Here is a 21,173-nt window from a genome sequence, read left to right as displayed (position 1 = left end):
CACCCTTTACCACCCGTTCGCAGATCAAGGCCGACAATTGCGCTTTGGCGACAGTACGCGGTCGGGCGCCTCCAGCCGACAGAAACACATCGGTTTCTGGTCGGGGTCATTTCGGCCCCCAGCGTCACGAAAGGCGGTTTATGGAAATCGCCGGGCTCCCGACGATCTTTGTGCCCATGCGGGTGTCCAACCGACAGAACGGCCTGCTTCGGCACGGTCTATGCGTGACGGCCGGATGCCGGGTCTGACCTCCTGGTCAACAGATACTCGCAGGTTTCTGTGTCAAAGCCCGAAACGCGAAACCCGTCCGCGAAAGCAGCAGTAAGCGCTGCGCGCACACGCAGGCGTTCGGCCAAGGCCCCCTTGGGATCGTTGGACAAAAGTGCGCCGAAATCGGCAGGGATTGCGACCCGAAGGTCATCGCCGCTGGCTGGCGGGGTGAGCGGATTGCTTGCACGCTGCACGACATCTGGCGCGGTCAGGTGCCATTCGGCAAGCAAACGGTCCGAGGCGACACCAGCGTTGATGCCCTCCATCTTGCCGTAGTAGTCCAGAAGATAGGTCCCGGCCGTCGCCCCCAATCGTGCGATGTTCAGGCTCGCATTCACACGGCGCAGCGGATCATATGTCCAACGTACCATGGTGATGCCTCTCTCAAGGCACCAGTCACGCTGGTACCATTTCAGCTTTGCACCCAACCCCATGCCGCGGCTGTCCGGATGCACGGCCAAGCGGTGTGAATGCTGAATGTCGGGCTGACGTGTTGGAAAACCAAAGAGAAACCCCAGCATACGTCCGTCGGCAAACGCACCGGCAACCAATCCGCCTTCATGTTGCAGCGCGAGCATGATGTCGGAGTTGTCGGCGGGGTCGTCCTCGCCCCAGACTTCGCGTTGAAACGCCTCAGAGCTTTTCAGTTCATCAACCGAATTCAATTCGCGTATTGTCAGGTCAGCCGTGGACTGGTTCATGTCCCAAACTCCTCAACGTGGTCGGTGACGGTCTCCAGGAATTCACGATCAAGCGTCACGCCGATGCCGGGGCCGTTTTCTGGCACGGGCATTTCGCCGTTTTTGGCCTCCAGCGGCTCATTGATGATGTCACGTTCAAAATAGCGGCTGGCGCTTGAGGTATCACCGGGCTTGGTGAAGTTCGCCAGCGTTGCCAGATGGATATTGTGCGCGCGGCCAATGCCCGCCTCCAGCATGCCGCCACACCACACCGGCGCCCCAAAGGCCGCGCTGATGTCGTGGATGGCCCGCGCGGCGGCGAACCCGCCGACGCGCCCGACCTTGATGTTGATCACCCGTGCAGCCCGTGCCTCCAGCGCCTTGCGCGTGTCGCTGGCGCTGCGGATGCTCTCATCCAGACAGATTGCCGTTTTCAGCGCCGCCTGCACCTGAGCGTGATCGTGGATATCGTCAAAGGCCAGGGGCTGCTCGATGTAATCAAGGTTGAATTCATCGAGCGCTCGCAGGACCGGAAGGTCGGCCAGTCCATAGTCGGTATTGGCATCCACGGTCAGCTTGATCTCTGGGTGCCGGTTGCGGACGGCCTCGACAATCCTGACGTCATGGCCCTGCGCGATCTTCAGCTTGGTGCGCTTGTAGCCGTCGGCAAGCGCTTCTTCGATGCGATCAAGGGTTTTCTCAATCGTTGCAATCCCAAGGCTCACACCGACATCGACATGTTCGCGAACACCGCCAAGGGCAGTTTTCAGCGGAATGCCCAGACTTTTCGACCACATGTCCCAGAACGCCATTTCGACGACGGCCTTGGCCATCCGGTGTCCCCGCCATGGCACCAGGTAGGGTTCCAGTTCGTAGGGCGAAGCAAACCGCTTGCCGACGATGGAAGGCAACAGCACATCGCGCAAAAAGGCGATTGCGCCGGGAACGGTTTCCTCAAGATAGTCGGGCGTCGGGTCCATCACCGCCTCGGCCACACCCTGCAATCCTTCGCCTTTCAGCACCAGCAATGGGAATGTCTTGCAGGTCATCGTGCCGGTCGAGATCACGAATGGTGTCAGCAATGGCAGGCTCACGATCCTCAGTTCGGCAGCCTCGATCAGGATGCCGCCGCGCAAGGCACCAGCCGATGAAGCGATTGGGTTTTCGGGCATGGTTTTCACCTGTAATGAATGCGATTTCGGGACGCGCAACAGGTCAGGGCGCTAGCTGCTGACCTTGGCGATGAAGCGGTCCAACCCTTCGGTCTTGGGGGTGGTGAACATCTCGGCTGGCGGGCCCTGTTCGGTATCGCGGCCTTCGTGCAGGAACACAACCTTGGACCACACATCCCGGGCAAGTCCCATCTCGTGCGTCCTTCCGCAGCGAGCGATTGCATGACCTTCAGCACTTCACCCACCGACTCGGGGTCAAGCGCCGATGTCGGTTCGTCAAACAGGATCGCATCGGGTTCCATTGCCATCGCACGCGCGATGGCCACACGCTGTTGCTGCCCGCCCGGAAGCTGCGAGGGATACATCTGCATGCGATCCTGCAATCCGACCCGTTTCAGCAGCGCCTCGGCCTTGGCCACGCGTTTGACCTGTACCGGACCTTCCATCACATTTTTCAGAATCGTGCGATGAGTCCAGAGATTGAATTGCTGAAACACCGTGCCCAGACGGCTGCGGATACTCTCGATATGGCGGGCTTTCTGCGGTTTTCCGTTGCGCACCAGAACTTCCTCGCCATGGACCGGTACCTTGCCCGAGGTCGGCGTTTCAAGGACGTTGAGGCAGCGCAAAAAGGTCGACGTACCAGACCCCGACGCGCCCAGGATCGAGATGACGTCATGATTGCGCGCCTCAAGCGAAATACCCTTGTGGACTTCAAGCTCGCCAAAGGAAATGTATATATCTTCGGCTTTCAGAACAGTTTCCGATGGGTTCATCCTTGGGTATCCCTCATGCGCATCGTGGCCGTGCGCGGTTTGTTGCGGGCATCGATGTGGCGGCTAAGCCTGCGTTCCGCCTGCCGCCAGATCAATACAAAGATCGCGGTGACGCACAGATGGATCAGGGCCGCCCACAGATAGACTGAAAAGTCGAAGGTCTTCGAGAATACCTGCCGGGTGCGGCCCATGATATCAAAGACCGTCACAACGCTTGCCAATGCACTCGCCTCCATAAGCAGGATCACCTCGTTGCCCGAAGCTGGCCAAGCGATGCGATACGCATGCGGGTAAACCACCCGGATCAGAGCGAAGATTGGCGAAAAGAATGCCGCGATCAAGGCGCCACGCAGAGTGCGCTTGATCGTCATCAATGTACCGTCCAGCAAGCGGGGCCAGTATTGTAAGATAACGTCGATCGGGTTCATCTCATGCCCTCCGAACGTCGCGGTTGGCGCGCCGTTCCATTCGCGCCAGAACCACACCGGAACAAGGCAAAGCCCCCAGTCGATCAGGCAGGCCACAAGATAGAATGTGAAGGGCTGCTTCGTGACGCCCACTGCCACCTTTGTCATCCGCATCAGATCATCCAATGCGATGACCGACACCGGCACCGTGTCCTTCAGCATGTTGATCCACAGATTGCCCAATCCGGGCAAGGCAAGCCGCCAAAGCAGCGGTAACTTGGGGTCTGCTCCGGCTGGGGGCAGAATGACACCTTAAGGCCGGACAGTTTGTGACCAGCGACGTTTGGTCGGCCTCCTTGATCAATCTGCAAGCTGTTGATCTGTACGCGCCGCCTGGGCCCCACGTATCGCGCCGCTGCATGATCTGAGATTCTGCACTCCCTGTTGATCGGATGGAGTAAGTTTCTCAGTGGAGACGCATTTTGCGGTTCTCACGAACCATGGTGAGAAGCGACGGAACCGGAAGTGGCCGAGCAGCCAGAAGGCGGCGATCGTTGCAGAGACGCTGGAGCCGGGCGCGTCGGTGAATGCTGTTGCCACGCGCCACGGGGTGTTGGCGAACCAGCTTTCGTCATGGCGGAGGATGGCACGGGACGGCAAGCTGGTGCTGCCCGCACCCGAGGACGCCGTGGAGTTCGTGTCACTGTTGGTGGCGGCTGCAGGCGCGCCCGCGGAGCGGATCGCAGCCGTGGTGCGCGCGCTCGCATGATCCCGTCCGACCGCGTGCGGATCCTGATTGCTACGAATCTCGTCGATTTCCGGAAGGGCCAGGACGGCCTCGCGGCGGTCGTGCAGTCGGCACTGAGGGAGGACCCCTTTGCCGGCGCCGTCTTTGTGTTCCGGGCCAAGCGCACCGAGCAACTGGCCAGGCAGGGCCTGGTCACGCGGACAACCGACCGGAACGACGCCCGCCGTGCGGTGGCGAAGCTGACGAAAAAGGGCTTCGATCTGATCGACACTGCGGTCGGCGAGCATGTCGAGACGCAGAAGGCACTGCTGGCGGCGTTTTCGGAGGACGAGATCGCCACACTGGATGGCGCGCTACGCAAGCTGATGAAGGCGGCGGAAAAAGACTGATCGCGCGCCGCAACAGGACATCTAGGCCAGACGTGCGCGGGTCACAGAGACAGGGTCCAGGGTCAAGCCCGCCACCTCATGCGTCTCGGTATCATGATTGAACCAGAACCGTTCCGTCCCGGTGTCGCGACACCGCACGCCGCCAGGCAAGTCCATCGTTTCAACCCCGGCCCGCGCACAGGCCAGTCGCAAGACGCGCATCATCGCACTGGGATCAAGCCACCCGGCGGCATAGAGGATTTGACCTTGAGCCACCAGCGCGGCCTCGCCGGTCTCGGTCCGCACCAGAATTTCTGCGGTGGTCTCCAGAACGTCCCGGTAGCTGCGGATCGCGCCGCCGCCTTCCAGCCCGATCGGCAGATCCGGGCGCAGGCTTTCGACGAAAATCACCGTTGCATCCAGCCCCGGCATGGCCGGGGGCAATGGAACCGGCGTGCGCATCGTGGCATCCCGTGCGCCGCTGCGCGGGCCGATCAGGACGGTTGCACCGCTGTCGTTCAGCGCTGCTTTCAACGCCTCCGTCATGTGCATCAAACCGGGCGCAAGAATGAGCTTGTAGCCATCCAGCAGGTCTGGTCTGGCTGGCAGGATTTCCACTGACAAGCCCAGGCGGCGCAGCGCGCGATAGGTGTCAAACACCAATTCAAAATAGCTGAGGCCCGCGCCGTGGGGCTGGATCGCCCAGGCCCATTCTGCTTCGTAGTCAAAGATAAGTGCAACGTCAGGTTGCGACGGGCTGACGTCCGGCGCGCCGGCCAGTTCTTCCGCAACCTGCCGCGCTTCAATTATCCCTGCCGCATCAACACTATCGGATCGCAGCAATCCGGCGTGCATCTGCTCCTGCGCCATGGGCGCCTGACGCCAGCGAAAATAACACACCGCCTCGGCCCCATGTGCAAAGGCTTCCCAACTCCAGAGCCGCACCATCCCGGGCAAGGGCGCGGGATTATACGGCGCCCAGTTCACCGGTCCGGGTTGTTGTTCCATCACCCACCAGCGCCCACGCCCGACCGCACGGTAGAGTTCATGGTGAAACGCCTGAAAATCCGGATCCCCCTGGCGCGCATAGGCCTGCTGTTGTGCGACCGTCGCCGGAACCCGATCTTCCAGAAACCCCAGCGGATAGCTGTCCCAACTGGCAATATCCAGATCCGCGCCCACATCGTAGTGGTCGAAATCGGTTATCCGTCCCATGTAATTATGCGCGATCGGCGCATCCGAATGTGCGCGGATGATCTCTGACTGAAGCCGGTTGAATGCCACCACCTGATCCGAACTGAAGCGCCGGAAATCAAGCAGGTGGGACGGGTTCGGTTCTGTGACCGTCAGATTCGGCAGGTCGATCTGATCGAAATCGCCATATTCCATCGACCAGAAGATATTGCCCCAGGCCGCGTTCAGCGCTTCGATGTCGCCGTCGTTCCCCTGCCCTGGGTATCGGCTGCGCAACCAGCCGCGAAACGCATCCCGCGCCGCATCGCTGTAGGATATCGTCGTGTCGTGGCATCCGTATTCATTGTCCGTTTGCCACGCGGCGACATGGGGATTGCGCCCGTAGCGCTCTGCCAACCGCGTCACGATGCGCGCGCATTCGCCTTTGTAGCCCTCATGGCTGAAGCAATAATGACGGCGCGAGCCGAACTTGCGCGGCCGCCCGTCGGCATCCACCGCCAACATGTCGGGATGGCGGTCAATCATCCACCGTGGCGGCGTCGCCGTCGGCGTCCCAAGCACCACTTTCAGCCCCGCCGCACCCAGAACCGCGATCGCATCGTCCAGCCAGTCAAAGTCATACGTGCCCGCAACAGGCTCAAGTCGCGACCATGCGAACTCGCCAATCCGCACCCATGTCAGACCGGCCTCAACCATCCTGCGCGCGTCCTCTTGCCAGATCTCGCGCGGCCAGTGCTCGGGATAATAACACGTGCCAAGAGTTCGCTTCATGCGTCTTGCTCCAAAACCGTCAGGTCAAATCGCGACGCATTCAGGTCGCCGCCCGTCAGCCGCGCTCCGATCGCTCCGGCGTCCAATACGCTCTGCCCCAGCGCATCGATCTCCGGCAGGGGCACGACGACCTCCCCCCCACCGCGATCAAGGCGGTGAAGTGATAGACCGCATCGAAGTCGCGCCCGGACCGAAGGTGAGCGTCCGAGATGTCAGCGAATGCGCGCTTCGGTTGCGGCATCGAAGAGATAGCACCGCGCCGGATCGAAGCTCAGGTTCACCCGCGCACCCGGCGAAGACCTGTGATCGCCACGTTCTTCGACAATCAGCCGTTCGCCGGTGTCAGCCTGGATATAGTCGAACGACACTCCGCCCAACGCTTCGGTCAGTTCGATCGACATGGTGTCGCCCTCGCTGACCACGACATGTTCGGGACGAATGCCAAAGATCACTTCGGTTCCCGGCGGCGGCATCTTGACCGGCACGGGTACCGCAGACTTCAGCGCGGGGACATCGACGGTGCCTTGCGCATTCACCTTGCCCTTCAGAAAGTTCATCGCAGGGGAGCCGATGAAGCCGGCAACAAACCTGTTGTCCGGATCGCGATACAGATCGAGCGGCGCGCCGACCTGTTCGATCTTGCCCAGGCGCAACACGACGATCTTGTCGGCCATCGTCATGGCTTCAACCTGATCGTGGGTGACATAGATCATCGTCGCGCCAATGTCCTTGTGCAGCCGCGCGATCTCGACCCGCATCTCGACGCGCAATTCGGCATCAAGGTTGGACAGCGGCTCGTCGAACAGGAACACCTCCGGCCCGCGCACGATGGCACGGCCGATGGCGACGCGTTGGCGCTGGCCGCCCGAAAGCGCGGCGGGCTTGCGCTTGAGATATTCGTCAAGCTTCAGGATCCGGCTGGCCTCGGACACCTTGGCCTTGATCTCGTCTTTGGGGTGACCGTTCATCTTCAGGCCAAACCCCATGTTTTCCTCGACCGTCATGTGCGGATAAAGCGCGTAGGTCTGGAACACCATCGCCACACCGCGCTCGGCCGGGTCCATCCGTGTCACGTCGCGCTTGCCGATGTGGATCGTGCCCTCGGTGGTTTCTTCCAGACCGGCCACCATGCGCATCAGCGTGGACTTGCCGCAGCCCGACGGGCCGACGAAGACGCAGAATTCGCCGTCCTCGATCTTCAGGTCGACGCCGTGGATCACTTGCACCGTGCCACCGTAGCGCTTGACGACATTGTTGAGTGTCACTCCGGTCATGACTCAAATCCCTGATGTTGTGTTGTTTTGATTGGCTTCGGGAAAGCTCCAGTCGGCGGCATCCCGGGCGATCTTTCCGGCGGTTTTCTGGATCTCCGGCAGTTGGCTTTTGAGTTTCGCAAGATCGGTACGCCGGTCCGGCGCGTGAATGCCCAGCCCCCCCAGAAGACTGCCGCCTGGCGTCACGATCGGCACCGCAACAGCAAGGATGCCGCGGATATGTTCTTCGTCTTCGATGGCATAGCCGCGCTCTCGGGTTTGGTCGAGTTCCCTGCGCAACGCGGCCTCTTTGGTGATGGTTGCGTCCGTCATCCGGTGAAAGCTCTGTTGCGTCAGGGCCCGGTCAAGCTCGTCTTCCGGCAGGCAGGCCAGCATCGCCTTGCCGACAGCCGTGCAATAGCTCGGGTAGACCCGATTGACGTCCTGGAACACGCCGGCAAGGTCGTCCGGCGAGCCACGGTCAAGGCAGACACAGTGGCCACCATCGAGCCGCGAGAGATACACAGCTTCGCCGATCTGATTGGCCAGCGCGCTCAGATGCGGCTGCGCCACCGGCGCGATCATCGAATGACGCCACGCGGCATGGGCCAGGCGGACCAGGCGAATGCCAAGGAAGTAGACGTTGCGATCGGGATCGAAGCTCAACATGCCGTGTTCGGTAAGTGTCTGCACGAATCTGTACAGCGTCGGCTTGGGGAACCGGCTGGCCGCTTGCAGTTCCTTGAACCGCACCGGGCGACCGAAATCATAGATCAGATCGAGCACTTCGATGGCCTTGCCAACGGTCGCGACGCCGGCAGGCTCTTCACCGTGAAAACTCGCTTTTTCGGCCATAAGGCGCTCCCCAATAGACCGTTGACACGTTAGCGCCATCGAATACATTTAATCAATAATCAAAATCGTGTCTCAAATAATGAGCCGGAAGCGCCTGGGAGGACGCAAATGAAACCTATGAAAACGATGAAGACATGGACGATTGCTGGTCTGGCAGTCTCGAACCTGATGGCGGGCGCGGCCTTTGCTGACTCGCATTCGGCACCGCTGTCGGGCGATCTGAAGATCTTTCTCGACACGTCGAACCCCGCGCCGCGGGCGACGATGGAAAAGATGATTGCCGAGTTCGGCGCGATGCATCCTGACCTCACCATCGAAACCACGGTCATCGACCGTGAGGCCTATAAAACCCAGATCCGCAACTTTCTGACCGCGGATTCTCCGGACGTTGCGACCTGGTATGCGGCCAATCGGATGGGGCCCTACGTCCGGGCCAATCTGCTCGAAGATGTTTCGGATCTCTGGGAGGATCCCGAAATCGCCGAAAACCTCGCCTCGACCAAGGGTGCGATGACCATCGACGGCAAGCAGTGGGGCGTGCCCTATACCTACTACCAGTGGGGCATGTACTACCGGAAGGACATCTACGACGAACTGGGTCTGACAGAGCCCACCACATTCGACGAGATGAAGGCCAACTGTCAGGCCATCCTGGACGCCGGCAAGAAATGCTACACCATCGGCACCAAGTTCCTTTGGACTGCGGGCGGCTGGTTCGACTATCTCAACCTGCGCACCAATGGCTTTGATCACCACATGAAGCTGGCGGCGGGCGAGATCAAATGGACCGACGACAGCGTTCGCCAGACCTTTGCCAACTGGAAAGAGCTCATCGACATGGGCGCGTTCGTCGACAACCACCAGACCTATAGCTGGCAGGAAGCGCTGCCCTTCATCGTCTCTGGCGATGCGGCGGAGATCCTGATCGGCAACTTCGCGGTCGCGCCGCTGCGCGAATCCGGGCTCGACGACAGCAAGCTCGATTTCTACCAGTTCCCGCCGATGGACCCGTCGATCCCGCTGGCCGAAGACGCGCCGACCGACACCTTCCACATCCCGGCAGGCGCGCAGAACAAGGACGCGGCACGCGCCTTCCTGAAGTACGTCGTTTCGGCTGACGTCCAGACCGAGATCAACAATGGTTCGAACCTGCAGCAACTGCCGATCAACGCCAAGGCTGCGGTCGATGACGACAAGTTCCTGAAAGAGGGCTTCGAGATGCTGTCGACCAACAGTCCCGGCGGCGTCGCGCAGTTCTTTGATCGCGACTTCCCGGCGGAAATGGCCGCCGAAGCCATGCAGGGCCTGCAAGAGTTCATGGTGTTCCCCGACAACCTCGACGACATCCTGAACCGTCTCGATAAGGTTTCCACGCGGGTCTACAAGTGACCTGACCGGCCCGCCCGGGGACAGCCCCGGGCGGGCCATCAGAAAAGTGGCAAGGGCGTGCCCTCGCGGCCTGCCTGACCAGGAAAGGCGTGTCATGTCGACCACTTCGCCAGATCTCCCCGTCGATCAGTACGAGCCGCCCCGGCGGTCTTTCTACAAACGCAACGAGATCGCCATCACCCCATGGCTGTTTCTTGCTCCGGCAATCCTGTTTTTCCTGTTCTATGTCATTTTCCCGATCTACCAGAGCTTTTCTATCTCGCTCTATGATTGGGACGGCTTGAGCGAGCCGACCTATGTCGGCCTGGAAAACTACCGCGAACTGATGGACGACAGCGCCTTCGAGGTGTCACTGTGGAACAACTTGAAGTGGCTGGTGCTCTATCTTCTGGCCATTCCGGTGGGCCTTGCCATCGCGCTGTTCCTCAACCAGACGGTCACGGGCATCAGACTCTACAAGTCGCTGTTCTTCTTTCCCTTCGTGATCTCGCAGGTCGTTGTTGGCTTGGTCTTCACCTGGTTCTACGACCCGACATTCGGGCTTTTGAACACCTTCCTAGGCTGGTTCGGCATCGGAACAATCAACGTGCTGGGCGATCCGACGCTGGCCACCTACGGCATCATCATCGCCGGCCTCTGGCCGCAAACCGCCTATTGCATGATCCTTTACCTCACCGGTCTGAACGCCGTTGACCCCGAACAGATCGAAGCCGGGCGCCTGGACGGCGCAAAGGGGTTCAGGATGTTGTGGTACATCATTGTCCCGCAACTCAAACCCGCCACCTTCATCGCTTTCGTGGTGACGATCATTGGCGCGCTTCGGTCCTTTGACCTGATCTCGATCATGACCAACGGGGGCCCCTTCGGGCAGACCCGCGTCCTGTCTTTCTACATGTTCGAAAAGGCGCTCAGCGAATACGGGTTCCGCATGGGATATGGTGCTGCGATTGCCGTCGTGCTGTTCATGATCATGCTCTGCTTCATCGCGTACTTCCTCTACTCGATGTACAAAGAAGAGAAGGGCCACTGAGATGTTCCCGACCCCGATCGAAAAGTCTCCCCGCTCGTGGCAACTGACCTATCAGGCCCTGCTGCCAATCGCCCTGATCTTCTGGCTGGCCCCGCTGATCGCCGTCGCGGTCTTCTCAATCAAACCCGACGTTGACTTCACCCAGGGCAACTACTGGGGGGTGCCGTCGTCTTTCGAGGGCGCTGCCAACTATGGCAAGGTGTTCTTCGAAAGCGACATGCCGCGCTACATGCTGAATTCGGTGTTCATTACCGTGCCCACGGTGATCGGTGCGGTGGCGTTGTCCTGCATGGCGGGATTTGCACTGGGAATCTACCGGTTCAAGGGCAACCTGTTGATATTTTTCATGTTCGTCGCGGGCAATTTCGTGCCGTTCCAGATCCTCATGGTGCCCGTGCGCGACCTTACGCTGGATCTCGGGCTTTATAACACCAAGACCGGGCTGGTCCTGTTCCACGTCGCCTTCCAGGCCGGGTTCTGCACGCTGTTCATGCGCAATTTCATTCGGCAGCTGCCCTTCCCGCTGATCGAAGCTGCCCGCGTCGAAGGCGTCGCGGAATGGAAGATCTTCTGGTACGTGGTCCTGCCGCTGATGAAACCGGCGATTGCCGCGCTCAGCGTGTTGATCTTCACCTTCATCTGGAACGATTACTTCTGGGCCATCGTGCTGACGCAAGGGCCGGGCGCACAGCCTGTGACCGCGGGCATTACCAGCTTCAATTCTCAGTTCCGCGCCGCCTATCACCTGATGAGCGCCGGTTCCATCGTGGCGGCCCTGCCGCCGGTGGCGATGTTCTTCCTGATGCAGAAGCACTTTATCGCGGGGCTGACCCTGGGTGCTGTGAAATGATCCGATGCTGGCGTCTCGACGACGGTCGGCAGTCCCTTGTTATCGGTTCCCGCAAGGACCACCTCGCCGAGGTGGTCTATTGGGGGCCGCGACTGCCGGACGGTGAAGACCTCGAAACCCTCTACCTCGCCAACCAGATCGACGTCACCGGCGGCATGCTTGATGCCAATCCGGAGCTGTCGATCTGCCCCGAGGCGACGCGCACCTTTCCCGGCCAGCCGGGGCTGATCCTGCGCGATGGTTCGGGCACGCCGCTGTTGCCGAAGTTCTGCTTTGCTGCGGACACGGCCGGCGACAATTCCATCGCGCTTGCTTTCCGCGACGCGGCCAACGGGTTGACCTATACCGCCAGCTTCGCGATCAATCCGATGACCCATGTGATAGAAGCCAGGGCGATGCTGGAGACCGACACGCCGACGCATCTGCACTGGCTCTCGGCGCCCGTGTTTCCGGCACCGCAACTGGCCGACGAGGTGATCGACTTCTCGGGCCGCTGGTGCGGCGAGTTCCAGATGAATCGCATCCCCTGGTCGCCCGGCATGCGCTACCGCGAGAACCGCACCGGGCGCACCGGGCACGAGCACTTTCCCGGTCTTCTCCTCCCCTGCCGGGGGGCGACCAATGCGGCTGGCGACGCCTATGCCTTCCATTACGGATGGTCCGGCGGCCACCGCATGGTCGCCGAGGAACTGCCCGACGGGCGGCGCCAGGTCCAGTTCGGCCACGCCGCCCGCGTCGAAAGCGACGCGCGAACCCGGTTCGAGACCGCGACGCTGTATGCGGTGTATTCCGACGACGGCATCAATGGCTGCGCCGTCGCCTTCCAGCGCCACCTGCGCGACGTTGTGGTGACATTCCCTGACCCCGGCCGCCCGCGCCCGGTGCATTACAATTGCTGGGAGGCGGTCTATTTCGACCACAACCTGGAGAAACTCAAAGGCATCGCCAAGATCGCGGCCGACCTTGGCGCCGAGCGCTTCGTGCTTGATGACGGCTGGTTCGGCAACCGCGACGACGACACCCGCGCGTTGTCGGATTGGGAGGTCGATCCGCGCAAATATCCCGATGGTTTGACGCCATTGATCGAACATTGCCAAAGCCTCGGCATGACGTTCGGCATCTGGTTCGAACCGGAAATGATCAATCCCGACAGCGACATTCACCGCAAGCACCCTGACTGGGCTTCGGGCGGCGAGGATCAGATCCTTGGCCGCCATCAGAAGGCCCTGAACATGGCGCTGCCGGACGTGCGCGATTTCCTGTTCGACCGCATCAGCAAGATCCTGGGCGAGCACGACATCGACTATGTCAAATGGGACCACAACCGCGTCCTGCCGCTGCCCGATGCCGCCCAGACTCGCGGCTCATATGCGCTGATCGATCGGTTGCGCGAAGCCCATCCGAACGTAGAAATCGAAAGCTGCGCTTCCGGGGGCGGGCGCATCGATTTCGGTATTCTCGGCCGCACGCATCGCGTCTGGCTTTCTGACAGCAACGACGCCATCGAACGTCTGCGGATGCAGCACAACTCGGCAATCTTCCTGCCGATGGCGGTCACCGGCTCTCACGTGGGCCCGCGGGTCTGCCACACTTCGGGCCGCACGCTGGACATCCGGTTCCGCGCCTGGGTGGCGGCGCAGCGGCACATGGGGTTCGAGATGGACCCGCACGAGCTGACCGAGGAGGAGGCAGGCGTCCTGAAAGACGTGACCGCGTGGTGGAAAGCCAACCGTGACTGGATGTTTCATGCCGATATCCTGCGGCTTGACAGCCCGGACCCGGCGGTGCTCGCCGAGCAGCATCTGGCCCGGGGCGGTGATCGCTTCGTGGTCTTCGCAGGCAAGGCCGAAACGTCGCAACAGATCACCCCTCGGCCGCTGCAACTGACCCGGCTGACCGGGGGCGCGACGTACCGGGTCGAGCTGATCAACCGGGCCGACGCTCCGGGCCTGTCCCGCGGCGATCCGATCCTGAAACACCAGGAGATCGAGGTCAGCGGCAGCTATCTGATGAGCCACGGGTTGACGCTGCCGTGGAGCTTCCCGGAAACGATGTGGGTGATCGAGGGAACCCTCATGTAGATGACGCGCGCATCCAAGACCTTGCGGGGTCTCATGTTCTTGTTCTGCCAATAAAGATTGACGTGCAAGCAAAGAAACCCTTTGGGTGTAGCGACTTCACGGCCTACAAAATGATTGACCTTCGCAAGAAACGGGCTGTTCGATTTTGACGGCAAACAATAGGCTGAGGGCGAACGTGCGCAAATTCCGGTCACCGGATTTGATTGGGGAGCCAGAGGCCATGACAGCGACTTTGCCTCGAGTATCATTCTGGACCCGTGCTGCGGGAACAGTTGGCGGAACAGCAGTTCGCGGGGCCGTATCAGCCGTTCTCGCGAGCGCTTTCGCCCTGCCAGCCTCGGCGCAGGTGCTTGCTGGCGACGGCTCGGTCCCCTGCGGGAAAGCCTACGTCGTTGAAAGCGGCGATACGCTCAGCAAGATTTCCGAGCGGGCCTACGGGGATCCGCAACTTTACGGCTTCATTGCCGATGCGAACTGGGATGCCCTCGGCGGCAACCTGGAAAATGTCTCCGTGGGCATGTCGCTCGCCATCCCCTGCGTAGACGCAAGCGGCGGTGTCATGACCGACGAACAGCAGGCCGAGCAAGCGGAATCGCTCGGAGATGTGGTCGCCGTAGAGGGCGCGCTTACACCCGACGAGATGGATGTCCTTTTCGGACCGGTTGCGCTCCTCCCGGACCAGGTCCTGACGCCCTTACTCGTTGGCGTGACCTTTCCACTCGACGTGGTGAAGGCGGCGCGTTTCGTGGAAGAAAATTCAACGCTATCGGACGAGGAACGTGCCGCGCAGGCGGTGGATCAGCCGTGGGACAGCAGCGTTCGGGAACTTACCGCGGGTTTCCCCGACCTCGTGACGCGGATGAGCGAACACGTCGACTGGACGGAACAGGCCGGAGAGGCCGTGGTCGCGCAGACCGACGACGTCCTGGGGTCGATCCAGCGTCTTCGGCAGACAGCGATCGACAACGGCTATCTCGTCACCAACGACGCGCAGGTTGTGGAAAAGCAGGGAGACACAATCGTGATCAACCCGGCCACCCCGGGCGTGGTCTATGTGCCGGTCTACGACAGCCAGGTTGTCTATTCCACACCGGTGGTCGGAACCCCGGAATATCACTACGGATATGGCAACTACCAAGATGACGGTTGGGGCGACGTTATCATCGGCGGTGGCATCCTGTTGGGCACGGCAATCATCCTTGACGAGATATTCGACGACGATTGGGATGGCTGGGATCATGATGACAAAATCGACTGGGATCGCGGCGACATCACGATCGACAGGGGCGACATCAACATCGATCGCGGCGACATCAATATTGGGAACGGCGAGATCAACATCGGCGACGGAAACCGACCCGGCATCGGCGATGGCGATCGTCCACAGATCGGTGACGGAGACCGCCCACAGATCGGCGATGGAGACCGCCCACAGATCGGGGATGGAGATCGTCCGCAGATCGGGGATGGTGATCGTCCGCAGATCGGGGATGGTGATCGCATCAGCATAGGTGACAGCGACCGTCCGCAGGTTGACCGTGGCGACCTTGGAACCATTCGGGAAGGCATCGCCGATGGCGATCGTCCGCGCGCCGACACGTTGCCGGCGGACCGGGCCTCGATTTCGAATGCCGCCACCCGCGAGGCTGCGCGCGCCAAGATCGAGACCCGGAAGTCGACGGGGGCAAAACCGGCGAAATTGGGCAACTCGCAGCTGTCCAAGTCCCGCCCATCCGCCGCGCAGTCGAGTGCCACGAAACGCGCGGCTTCCCTAAACCGGCCTTCGACGAAACGCGCGCCGGCCGCGCGGGCACCGAGCCGTACGAATACTTTCAAGCGGCCTTCCGGCGGCAATCGCGCCGCTGCAACTGCCAGCCGTGGCCGCGCCAGCATGGGCGGACACGGTGGCGGTAGGCGCGGGGGCGGGAGACGCTGAAATGATGAGATTGTTCATGTCCGGGGCCTTGACCGCCCTTGTCGCTGCCACTGGAACCGCCGGGGCCGAGCCCGCGCGCTATTCCACGCCCGAGGATGCCGTCGCCGCGCTGATCTCGGCCCTGGAAACCAAGAACGAAGCTGCGGTGATCGCGGTCTTCGGGCCCGAGAACGCCGATATCGTTTCCTCCGGCAACGCGGAAGAGGACCGGCAGATATGGGGTGACTTTCTGCACGACACGCAGCGCGTCCTGCGGATCGAACGTGAAGGTGACGATCGGGCCATACTCTTCGCGGGGCGCGATTTCTGGCCGTTCCCGGCGCCATTGATGTTGAGCGAAGGGTCCTGGAGCTTCGACGCGGAGGCCGCACGCGAGGAAGTTCTGATGCGCCGCATCGGCCGACATGAGCTCGAAGTCATCGAAATCCTGCGACGTGTGCCGGATATCCAGCGCCGCTATCGCGAGGCTGATCACGACGGCGACGGCGTGATGGAGTTCGCGGCCTCGATCCTGTCCAGCCCGGAGGCGCGGGATGGCCTTTACTGGCCCGAAACGCCAGGTACGGCACCGAGCCCGTTCAACGACTCGATCGCCCGCGCGAACTTCTCCGGCTACAACCTCGACGGCGAGGATCGCGACCCGGAACCTTACGAGGGCTACTACTTCCGCATCCTGCAAGGGCAGGGCGACAATGCACCGGGTGGCGCCTACAGCTACATGGTGGCTGGCAACATGGTCGCCAGCCACGCGCTCGTAGCCTACCCGGCGGTCTACGGCGACACCGGCGTCATGAGCTTTCTGGTGGGCGAGGCGGGGATCGTCTACGAGGCCGATCTCGGCGATGACACACTCGCACTTGCGACGGAAATACTCCTGTTTGACCCGACGGAAGAGTGGACTCCGGTCGAATAGCCCGTCTGTTGCGCCGCCTTTTCTTCGGCCCTTGCGCAATTTCGTGTCACCGGTTCCGGCCCGAACCTGCCGGACCGCAACGCCGGTGCAACCGGGCCAAACCAGAAATGGGCAGGCGACATCAGCAACATCCGGACCCGCGCGGGGTGGTTATATCTGGCAGTCATCCTGGACCTGCGTTCCCGCCGCGTGATCGGCTGGTCCGTCAAAATGGAACCTGGAGCGGCTTTGGAATCTGGCAGGTCCGCTATCCCAGTGCGAGCGCGTTCACCGGCTGGTCGATCCCCTTGAGGGTCACGGTACAGCGGTGCTGTTCATCCATGGCGCGGTGGGCGGCCTGAAGTGCGGATTCACTGACCAGCGCCTTGCCCGCCTCGGCCTTGTCCGCCAATCGCGCGGCCAAATTGACGCCGTAGCCAAAGGCGCTGATCTCCTGCAGGTCGCATGTGGTCGAGGCGATCGTGCCCATATAGACCGTATCGGTGTGGACCGAGATGCCGATCGGCACTTCGTCGTCACTTGAGATCGATTTGGGGTGGTGCGCGACAAGCTCTTCGGCCGCGGCAATCGCCTTGGCAGCATGGTTCTCGCCGGCAATGCCCGGAGGCCAGACACCGATGACCGCATCGCCGTGATATTCCAGCACCGAGCCGTCCGTTTTGGCCATTGCCCTGAGCGCGGCATCGCGCAGACCAGCCACGACGTCGTGAAAGGCTTTGGGGCCGAGTTTTTCCGAAAGTGGCACGGAGTTTCGGATATCGACGAACATCATCGACAGCGTCACATTGGTGCCACCGGGATAGGTGCGCAGGAACGTGTCACAGGCATTGCAAAAGCGCGGGTTGCGGTTTGATACCTTGATATCCAGGCGGCGCAAGAACCAGCCGCCGATCCCATTGAAGGGCGCAAGACAGAGCTTGCAGCGGGGTGGGCTGGGCAGAATACCGAACCGGCGTTGTTTCTTGATCAGAAGTGGGTGACCGGTGTTCAGGATCATGTCCCAGACTTCGTCGTTGCCATTCTGTTTCTCGAAATCCGGCATCATAGAAATCCTTGCTGTTACGCCTTGTAGTAGGAGAGCGGCATCGGTGAGAGGCCCAACGGATCCTGTCCTTCTCCGGTGCAGGGGATCATCGTTTCGGAATTGGCGACGCCGGTGATGCACGACACGCTTGGCCCCGGCCTGATTGGTCGAGCCGGTCCCATTCCGCGATACTGCACGTCGACTTTGGCCTTACCTTCGAACGGGTTGGAGCACGGGATGCTGAACGTATTGGTGGCAGGGTCGTAGATCTGCACTGACGGGACCGAGATGACGATGCCGGCCTTGAGCAGTGTCTTGTCAAGCCAGTCGGGCGCTTCCTTAAGGCTTAGGACGTGATCATAGTCGGGACCGAAGGTGTCGGGCCCAAGCGGGCCGTTGGCAAGACGGGCAGTTTGCAGCGTGGTCATATGCGCCTCGTCCCCTTCACCAAAGAGGTAGTAGGTGGCGTGCTGCGGTGTCTGGTAGTGGTGGGCAAAGGGGCGAAAGAGCACAATGCGTTCGACTTCGACCTTGAACTGCAGGCAATCCTCCATCGGGTTCACGCCATCCAAAGCCCAGGGAAACCAATGCGGGTCATCCAGGTCCTCCGGGATCTCCGTTGGCCATCCGCGAAAAATACTGGCGGTAAACTGCGTTGTTTCCTGGGCAGCCATTGAAGGGATTGTGAAGAGATCGTCGAGATCATTGCACATGACGATGAAGTCGGTCGGATAGGCTTTGCGTGCGCGGCGGTAGGATTGCAGGGTCGCCTCGGGCAGCTTCAGTTTGAGAATGATCTGATACTTGTGCACCTCGTGGGTGTATTGGGTCATGTGGACGCCAAAGACGGTGTCTTGCCCGATCAGCGCAAAGGCGTGCTGGTGTGGCGGATTGATGATCCTGGTGCCAAATTGGGGCTCCAGCGCCGGTTCGGTAGGCATGTGGTGATGCATGGCATGTTCGCTCATTTTTCTCCCTCGGGTTAGGGCTTGCCGGTTGGCATAGCGGTGAGGCCGTGGCGGCTGATGACCTTGTCGGCGGCGCCCCGGGCAATTTCGGCGAGCGAGGTCATCAGACGTGGAACGAAGTTGCCGTCGTCCGTGGCGGTGATCCACGGGTTCTGATTGGTGGAGATAAGAAACTTGATCCCCTTGCCCGGTTCCGGGACCAGTCCGCAGCGCTTGGCGTAATGGTCCACGAAGGCCTGTCCGTAGTTTTCCGGATCGAAGGTTGAGGCGGTCACGATCATCTCGACCGAAGGTAGTTTGTCATCGAGGGTCTGAACGCTCATCTTCTGGAACATGAACTCGTTCATTTCGTTCAACAGGTCGATCGAGGTGTTCAGGCCGTCCGCGGTCTTGAAGTTGAAGCTGTAGGCGACGATGCACTGGTCGGATCCCATCTCGCGGAAGAGCTCCAGCAGGGTCGGACTTGTCGACAGCGCCGCAACAAGATCCCTATCGGAAAAATGCGGTACGAAACGATTGCGGATGGTATCCAACTGGTCGCGGATTTCGCTGGCTGTTGCACCGACCCTCTCGGCGGGCAAGCGCTGGAACGGGGTGACGGTGAAAACATCCTTGGGGCCGGCCATGGTGACCAGCGCGGCATAGAAGCGCTTGCTGGCATAGATGCATTGCCCCAGAAGTTGCCCATAGCCGTCCCAATCGGTCGGGATAAGGCTGTGCGACAGATAGACAGCCGTGGCCGAGGCGCCCGGCTTGGAGCCCTCGATACCATAGAAGCCGACCGAGGCGGCGACATCACCGTGGTCGACCACTGGTGACGCGAACGCCACCTGATGTCGCATCGCACCGTTGCGGTAGCAAAGCGCACCGGCGGGATACAGGATGAAGCCTCCCTTATGCGGGTCTACGGTGATGCTGTCAGCGTGTTTGAGTGCACTGTATTGTCTCGTGACATAAGCATTCATCTTGATTGCTGGGGCGAAGGCGGTGTGCTTCCAACGGAAGGTATCGCGAAGAAGGTCAGAATTCAGATTCGGGATGGTTTTGGGGTCACGGTCGGGGTCATCGACGCCCCAGAGTTGCACAGTGTATCTGGCGAGCTCGTTTTCCTTCTGCTCTCTCAGAGTGGGGTCGAGTTCCTTGCGCACTTCTTCTTCCAGCCGGTCACGCACTTGGAGAGAGCGGGGTTCGCGCATCATGGACGCAAAGTACCCGCCCCATGCGGCATCCACATGCAGACTGAATTCCATGCCGCGTTCGCGGAATTCCTCGCGGATGGCGACAATTTCGGCGAAGGGATCGACGGCGCTTTCTTCAGTGGTCCCCATGACCGACACCACCTGCACCACGGGTCGGCGTTCCCGCAGACATTCCTCCAGGGCGCGGCGCAATTCGACCGGGTCCATACGCGCATCCAGGTCGACCTTGATTGGTCGGATGGCCACGCGGCCAAGGCCCACGATCGACGCGGCCTTGGGCCACGAGTAATGCGCCGTCGAAGGCGCCGTGACAGCGGGGGATGGCGTGTCGGGGAGGTATCGGCGATGGAATTCGAGCAGGCCAAGATCCTGCACCGAATGGCGGGCCATTGCGTCCTTGAGAACATCTGCTTCAATCCCGGCGGTGCGGGCAATGCGCGTGGCGAGCCCGATCGCTTCATCCATGGGCAGATTCAGAAGCCCCCAACTGTCGAGATCTACCAGCCGCGCCCGCACACCTGTCAGCGTCTTGACGGTGACATCTCGCGCAGCGGCAAGATCGGCATCTTCGCGCAAGGCGGCGGCCATGGCGACAGGGACGTATTTGACGTTTCGCGCGGCCCACATGCTTTCGATATTGGCAACCGAGCCATCGCAGGTGATGTGGCCCCAGGGGCGGGTCTGATCGGTGTTCTCGTCCCACGGGTCGGGCACATGATAGCCCAGCATTCGGCAGAGATCATCCCCGACTTCCATTTCCAGCACTGTGGTGACGGGAGAGGCTTCGGGTGTGCAATTGTTCTGATTGTAAAGGCAGGTCGCGATATAGCCAACGATACTGGGAATGGTAACATCCCAATACATGTGTGACTGGTTTCGATAACTCGCCATCGGGATCGAGCCGCGAAGATAACCCAGGACTTGCTCGAACCGATACTTGAATTCGGGCAGGCCGGTTTTCAGCAGGCTGCCTTCGAAATCGAGAATGCTGGTGACGCCCGGATCCGGAGTGCCGTATTTCGGCTCGAATTGAGTGGAAAAGTCGGTGCGCGATTCGATGTGATGGTCAATGGCTTGTGTAATCAGGTCCCGCAGAACTTGGCCGTTCTCGCCTTTTGGCCCCAAAAACCATGCGGCGGGGATGCTGACACCAGGACGATTCAGACTGAGTGCTTTGCGATGCCAGTCTTGTCTAAATGCGTTGATATCTTTCAGTACTTTAATATTCTGTTCTTGGCTCGCCATCAGCACCTCCCAAAAAACTGGGGGGCCGAGATCAAGATCGAGCG

18 protein-coding genes and 2 pseudogenes are annotated in these 21,173 nt (G+C 60.9%); 9 read left to right on the top strand and 11 right to left on the bottom strand.

Translation table 11 applies throughout. The features are described from left to right. Positions 1-218 precede the first annotated feature (218 nt). The 4 genes and pseudogenes from H8B03_RS06260 to H8B03_RS06245 form a co-directional block, all read right to left on the bottom strand. Positions 219-971 (bottom strand): GNAT family N-acetyltransferase, encoded by a 753-nt coding sequence (locus tag H8B03_RS06260; protein WP_193140879.1) that lies wholly within the window; start codon positions 969-971, stop codon positions 219-221. Next, a complete protein-coding gene (gene menC, locus H8B03_RS06255) occupies positions 968-2,122 on the bottom strand; it encodes an o-succinylbenzoate synthase (protein WP_193140878.1) in 1,155 nt (384 codons plus the stop codon). Before menC ends, H8B03_RS06260 begins: the two co-directional genes overlap by 4 nt. A 51-nt stretch (positions 2,123-2,173) precedes the next feature. Further along, positions 2,174-2,898 (bottom strand): annotated as a pseudogene (locus tag H8B03_RS06250) (ATP-binding cassette domain-containing protein). Next, the gene (locus tag H8B03_RS06245) at positions 2,895-3,527 is read right to left on the bottom strand and encodes a hypothetical protein (RefSeq protein ID WP_226925746.1); all 633 of its coding nucleotides are present in this window, start codon (positions 3,525-3,527) and stop codon (positions 2,895-2,897) included. The pseudogene H8B03_RS06250 and the gene H8B03_RS06245 overlap by 4 nt, the downstream one beginning before the upstream one ends. A 247-nt stretch (positions 3,528-3,774) precedes the next feature. On the opposite strand from H8B03_RS06245, the gene H8B03_RS06235 reads away from it, so the two are divergent. Together H8B03_RS06235 and tnpB are read left to right on the top strand one after the other, a co-directional pair. Further along, positions 3,775-4,074, top strand: a complete 300-nt coding sequence (locus tag H8B03_RS06235; protein WP_193140876.1) for a transposase — start codon at positions 3,775-3,777, stop codon at positions 4,072-4,074. Further along, on the top strand, positions 4,071-4,442 hold the full coding sequence (gene tnpB, locus H8B03_RS06230; protein ID WP_193140875.1) for an IS66 family insertion sequence element accessory protein TnpB: 372 nt from the start codon (positions 4,071-4,073) through the stop codon (positions 4,440-4,442). The genes H8B03_RS06235 and tnpB overlap by 4 nt, the downstream gene beginning before the upstream one ends. A 21-nt stretch (positions 4,443-4,463) precedes the next feature. On the opposite strand, the gene H8B03_RS06225 is transcribed toward tnpB, so the two are convergent. From H8B03_RS06225 to H8B03_RS06215, 4 genes are all read right to left on the bottom strand, one after another. Continuing rightward, entirely contained in the window at positions 4,464-6,386 is a 1,923-nt protein-coding gene (locus H8B03_RS06225) for a beta-galactosidase (protein WP_193140874.1), read from the bottom strand. Beyond that, the gene (locus tag H8B03_RS19100; protein WP_264299178.1) at positions 6,383-6,511 is read right to left on the bottom strand and encodes a hypothetical protein; all 129 of its coding nucleotides are present in this window, start codon (positions 6,509-6,511) and stop codon (positions 6,383-6,385) included. Before H8B03_RS19100 ends, H8B03_RS06225 begins: the two co-directional genes overlap by 4 nt. An 87-nt stretch (positions 6,512-6,598) precedes the next feature. Next, positions 6,599-7,660, bottom strand: a complete 1,062-nt coding sequence (locus H8B03_RS06220) for an ABC transporter ATP-binding protein (RefSeq protein WP_193140873.1) — start codon at positions 7,658-7,660, stop codon at positions 6,599-6,601. Positions 7,661-7,663: 3 nt separating this feature from the next. Further along, positions 7,664-8,494: an IclR family transcriptional regulator gene (locus H8B03_RS06215; protein WP_193140872.1), complete on the bottom strand. Its 831-nt coding sequence runs from the start codon at positions 8,492-8,494 to the stop codon at positions 7,664-7,666. 117 nt (positions 8,495-8,611) lie between these two features. On the opposite strand from H8B03_RS06215, the gene H8B03_RS06210 reads away from it, so the two are divergent. The 7 genes and pseudogenes from H8B03_RS06210 to H8B03_RS06180 form a co-directional block, all read left to right on the top strand. Continuing rightward, positions 8,612-9,883, top strand: coding sequence for an ABC transporter substrate-binding protein (locus tag H8B03_RS06210; RefSeq protein ID WP_193141213.1), 1,272 nt, complete (start codon positions 8,612-8,614; stop codon positions 9,881-9,883). Between the two features lie 94 nt (positions 9,884-9,977). Continuing rightward, complete coding sequence (locus H8B03_RS06205) at positions 9,978-10,913, top strand: carbohydrate ABC transporter permease (RefSeq protein ID WP_193140871.1); 936 nt, start codon at positions 9,978-9,980, stop codon at positions 10,911-10,913. A 1-nt stretch (position 10,914) separates the two neighbouring features. Then, complete coding sequence (locus H8B03_RS06200; protein WP_193140870.1) at positions 10,915-11,763, top strand: carbohydrate ABC transporter permease; 849 nt, start codon at positions 10,915-10,917, stop codon at positions 11,761-11,763. Then, a complete protein-coding gene (locus H8B03_RS06195) occupies positions 11,760-13,844 on the top strand; it encodes an alpha-galactosidase (RefSeq protein WP_193140869.1) in 2,085 nt (694 codons plus the stop codon). The genes H8B03_RS06200 and H8B03_RS06195 overlap by 4 nt, the downstream gene beginning before the upstream one ends. Positions 13,845-14,064: 220 nt before the next feature. Then, complete coding sequence (locus H8B03_RS06190; RefSeq protein ID WP_193140868.1) at positions 14,065-15,780, top strand: DUF3300 domain-containing protein; 1,716 nt, start codon at positions 14,065-14,067, stop codon at positions 15,778-15,780. 1 nt (position 15,781) lies between these two features. Further along, positions 15,782-16,693 carry a DUF2950 family protein gene (locus tag H8B03_RS06185; protein WP_193140867.1) on the top strand — a complete coding sequence of 304 codons (912 nt, stop codon included), beginning with the start codon at positions 15,782-15,784 and terminating at the stop codon, positions 16,691-16,693. A 60-nt stretch (positions 16,694-16,753) separates the two neighbouring features. Then, a pseudogene (locus H8B03_RS06180) lies at positions 16,754-16,954 on the top strand (DDE-type integrase/transposase/recombinase); the annotation flags it as partial. Here the strand turns inward: H8B03_RS06180 and H8B03_RS06175 are convergent. The 3 genes from H8B03_RS06175 to H8B03_RS06165 all read right to left on the bottom strand — a co-directional run bounded on the left by H8B03_RS06175 (position 16,941) and on the right by H8B03_RS06165 (position 21,129). Beyond that, a complete protein-coding gene (locus H8B03_RS06175; protein WP_394355449.1) occupies positions 16,941-17,462 on the bottom strand; it encodes an adenylate/guanylate cyclase domain-containing protein in 522 nt (173 codons plus the stop codon). The pseudogene H8B03_RS06180 and the gene H8B03_RS06175 sit on opposite strands and share 14 nt — an antisense overlap. A 290-nt stretch (positions 17,463-17,752) precedes the next feature. Next, entirely contained in the window at positions 17,753-18,685 is a 933-nt protein-coding gene (locus H8B03_RS06170; RefSeq protein ID WP_193140865.1) for a hypothetical protein, read from the bottom strand. Positions 18,686-18,699: 14 nt separating this feature from the next. After that, positions 18,700-21,129: a pyridoxal-dependent decarboxylase gene (locus tag H8B03_RS06165; protein WP_193140864.1), complete on the bottom strand. Its 2,430-nt coding sequence runs from the start codon at positions 21,127-21,129 to the stop codon at positions 18,700-18,702. Positions 21,130-21,173 lie beyond the last annotated feature (44 nt).

This window comes from Meridianimarinicoccus sp. MJW13 (assembly GCF_014901205.1).
GTDB lineage: Bacteria > Pseudomonadota > Alphaproteobacteria > Rhodobacterales > Rhodobacteraceae > Meridianimarinicoccus.
This window is presented reverse-complemented; position numbering and strand designations above follow the sequence as displayed.

What these genes read in the sequence shown, in the direction of transcription:
- H8B03_RS06220 (WP_193140873.1), bottom strand. Translation starts at nt 7,660, where the DNA reads ATGACCGGAGTGACACTCAACAATGTCGTCAAGCGCTACGGTGGCACG.
- H8B03_RS06260 (WP_193140879.1), bottom strand. Translation starts at nt 971, where the DNA reads ATGAACCAGTCCACGGCTGACCTGACAATACGCGAATTGAATTCGGTT.
- menC (WP_193140878.1), bottom strand. Translation starts at nt 2,122, where the DNA reads ATGCCCGAAAACCCAATCGCTTCATCGGCTGGTGCCTTGCGCGGCGGC.
- H8B03_RS06190 (WP_193140868.1), top strand. Translation starts at nt 14,065, where the DNA reads ATGACAGCGACTTTGCCTCGAGTATCATTCTGGACCCGTGCTGCGGGA.
- H8B03_RS06165 (WP_193140864.1), bottom strand. Translation starts at nt 21,129, where the DNA reads ATGGCGAGCCAAGAACAGAATATTAAAGTACTGAAAGATATCAACGCA.
- H8B03_RS06210 (WP_193141213.1), top strand. Translation starts at nt 8,612, where the DNA reads ATGAAAACGATGAAGACATGGACGATTGCTGGTCTGGCAGTCTCGAAC.
- H8B03_RS06195 (WP_193140869.1), top strand. Translation starts at nt 11,760, where the DNA reads ATGATCCGATGCTGGCGTCTCGACGACGGTCGGCAGTCCCTTGTTATC.
- H8B03_RS06200 (WP_193140870.1), top strand. Translation starts at nt 10,915, where the DNA reads ATGTTCCCGACCCCGATCGAAAAGTCTCCCCGCTCGTGGCAACTGACC.
- tnpB (WP_193140875.1), top strand. Translation starts at nt 4,071, where the DNA reads ATGATCCCGTCCGACCGCGTGCGGATCCTGATTGCTACGAATCTCGTC.
- H8B03_RS06225 (WP_193140874.1), bottom strand. Translation starts at nt 6,386, where the DNA reads ATGAAGCGAACTCTTGGCACGTGTTATTATCCCGAGCACTGGCCGCGC.
- H8B03_RS06185 (WP_193140867.1), top strand. Translation starts at nt 15,782, where the DNA reads ATGATGAGATTGTTCATGTCCGGGGCCTTGACCGCCCTTGTCGCTGCC.
- H8B03_RS06245 (WP_226925746.1), bottom strand. Translation starts at nt 3,527, where the DNA reads ATGCTGAAGGACACGGTGCCGGTGTCGGTCATCGCATTGGATGATCTG.
- H8B03_RS06170 (WP_193140865.1), bottom strand. Translation starts at nt 18,685, where the DNA reads ATGAGCGAACATGCCATGCATCACCACATGCCTACCGAACCGGCGCTG.
- H8B03_RS06205 (WP_193140871.1), top strand. Translation starts at nt 9,978, where the DNA reads ATGTCGACCACTTCGCCAGATCTCCCCGTCGATCAGTACGAGCCGCCC.
- H8B03_RS06215 (WP_193140872.1), bottom strand. Translation starts at nt 8,494, where the DNA reads ATGGCCGAAAAAGCGAGTTTTCACGGTGAAGAGCCTGCCGGCGTCGCG.
- H8B03_RS06175 (WP_394355449.1), bottom strand. Translation starts at nt 17,462, where the DNA reads ATGTTCGTCGATATCCGAAACTCCGTGCCACTTTCGGAAAAACTCGGC.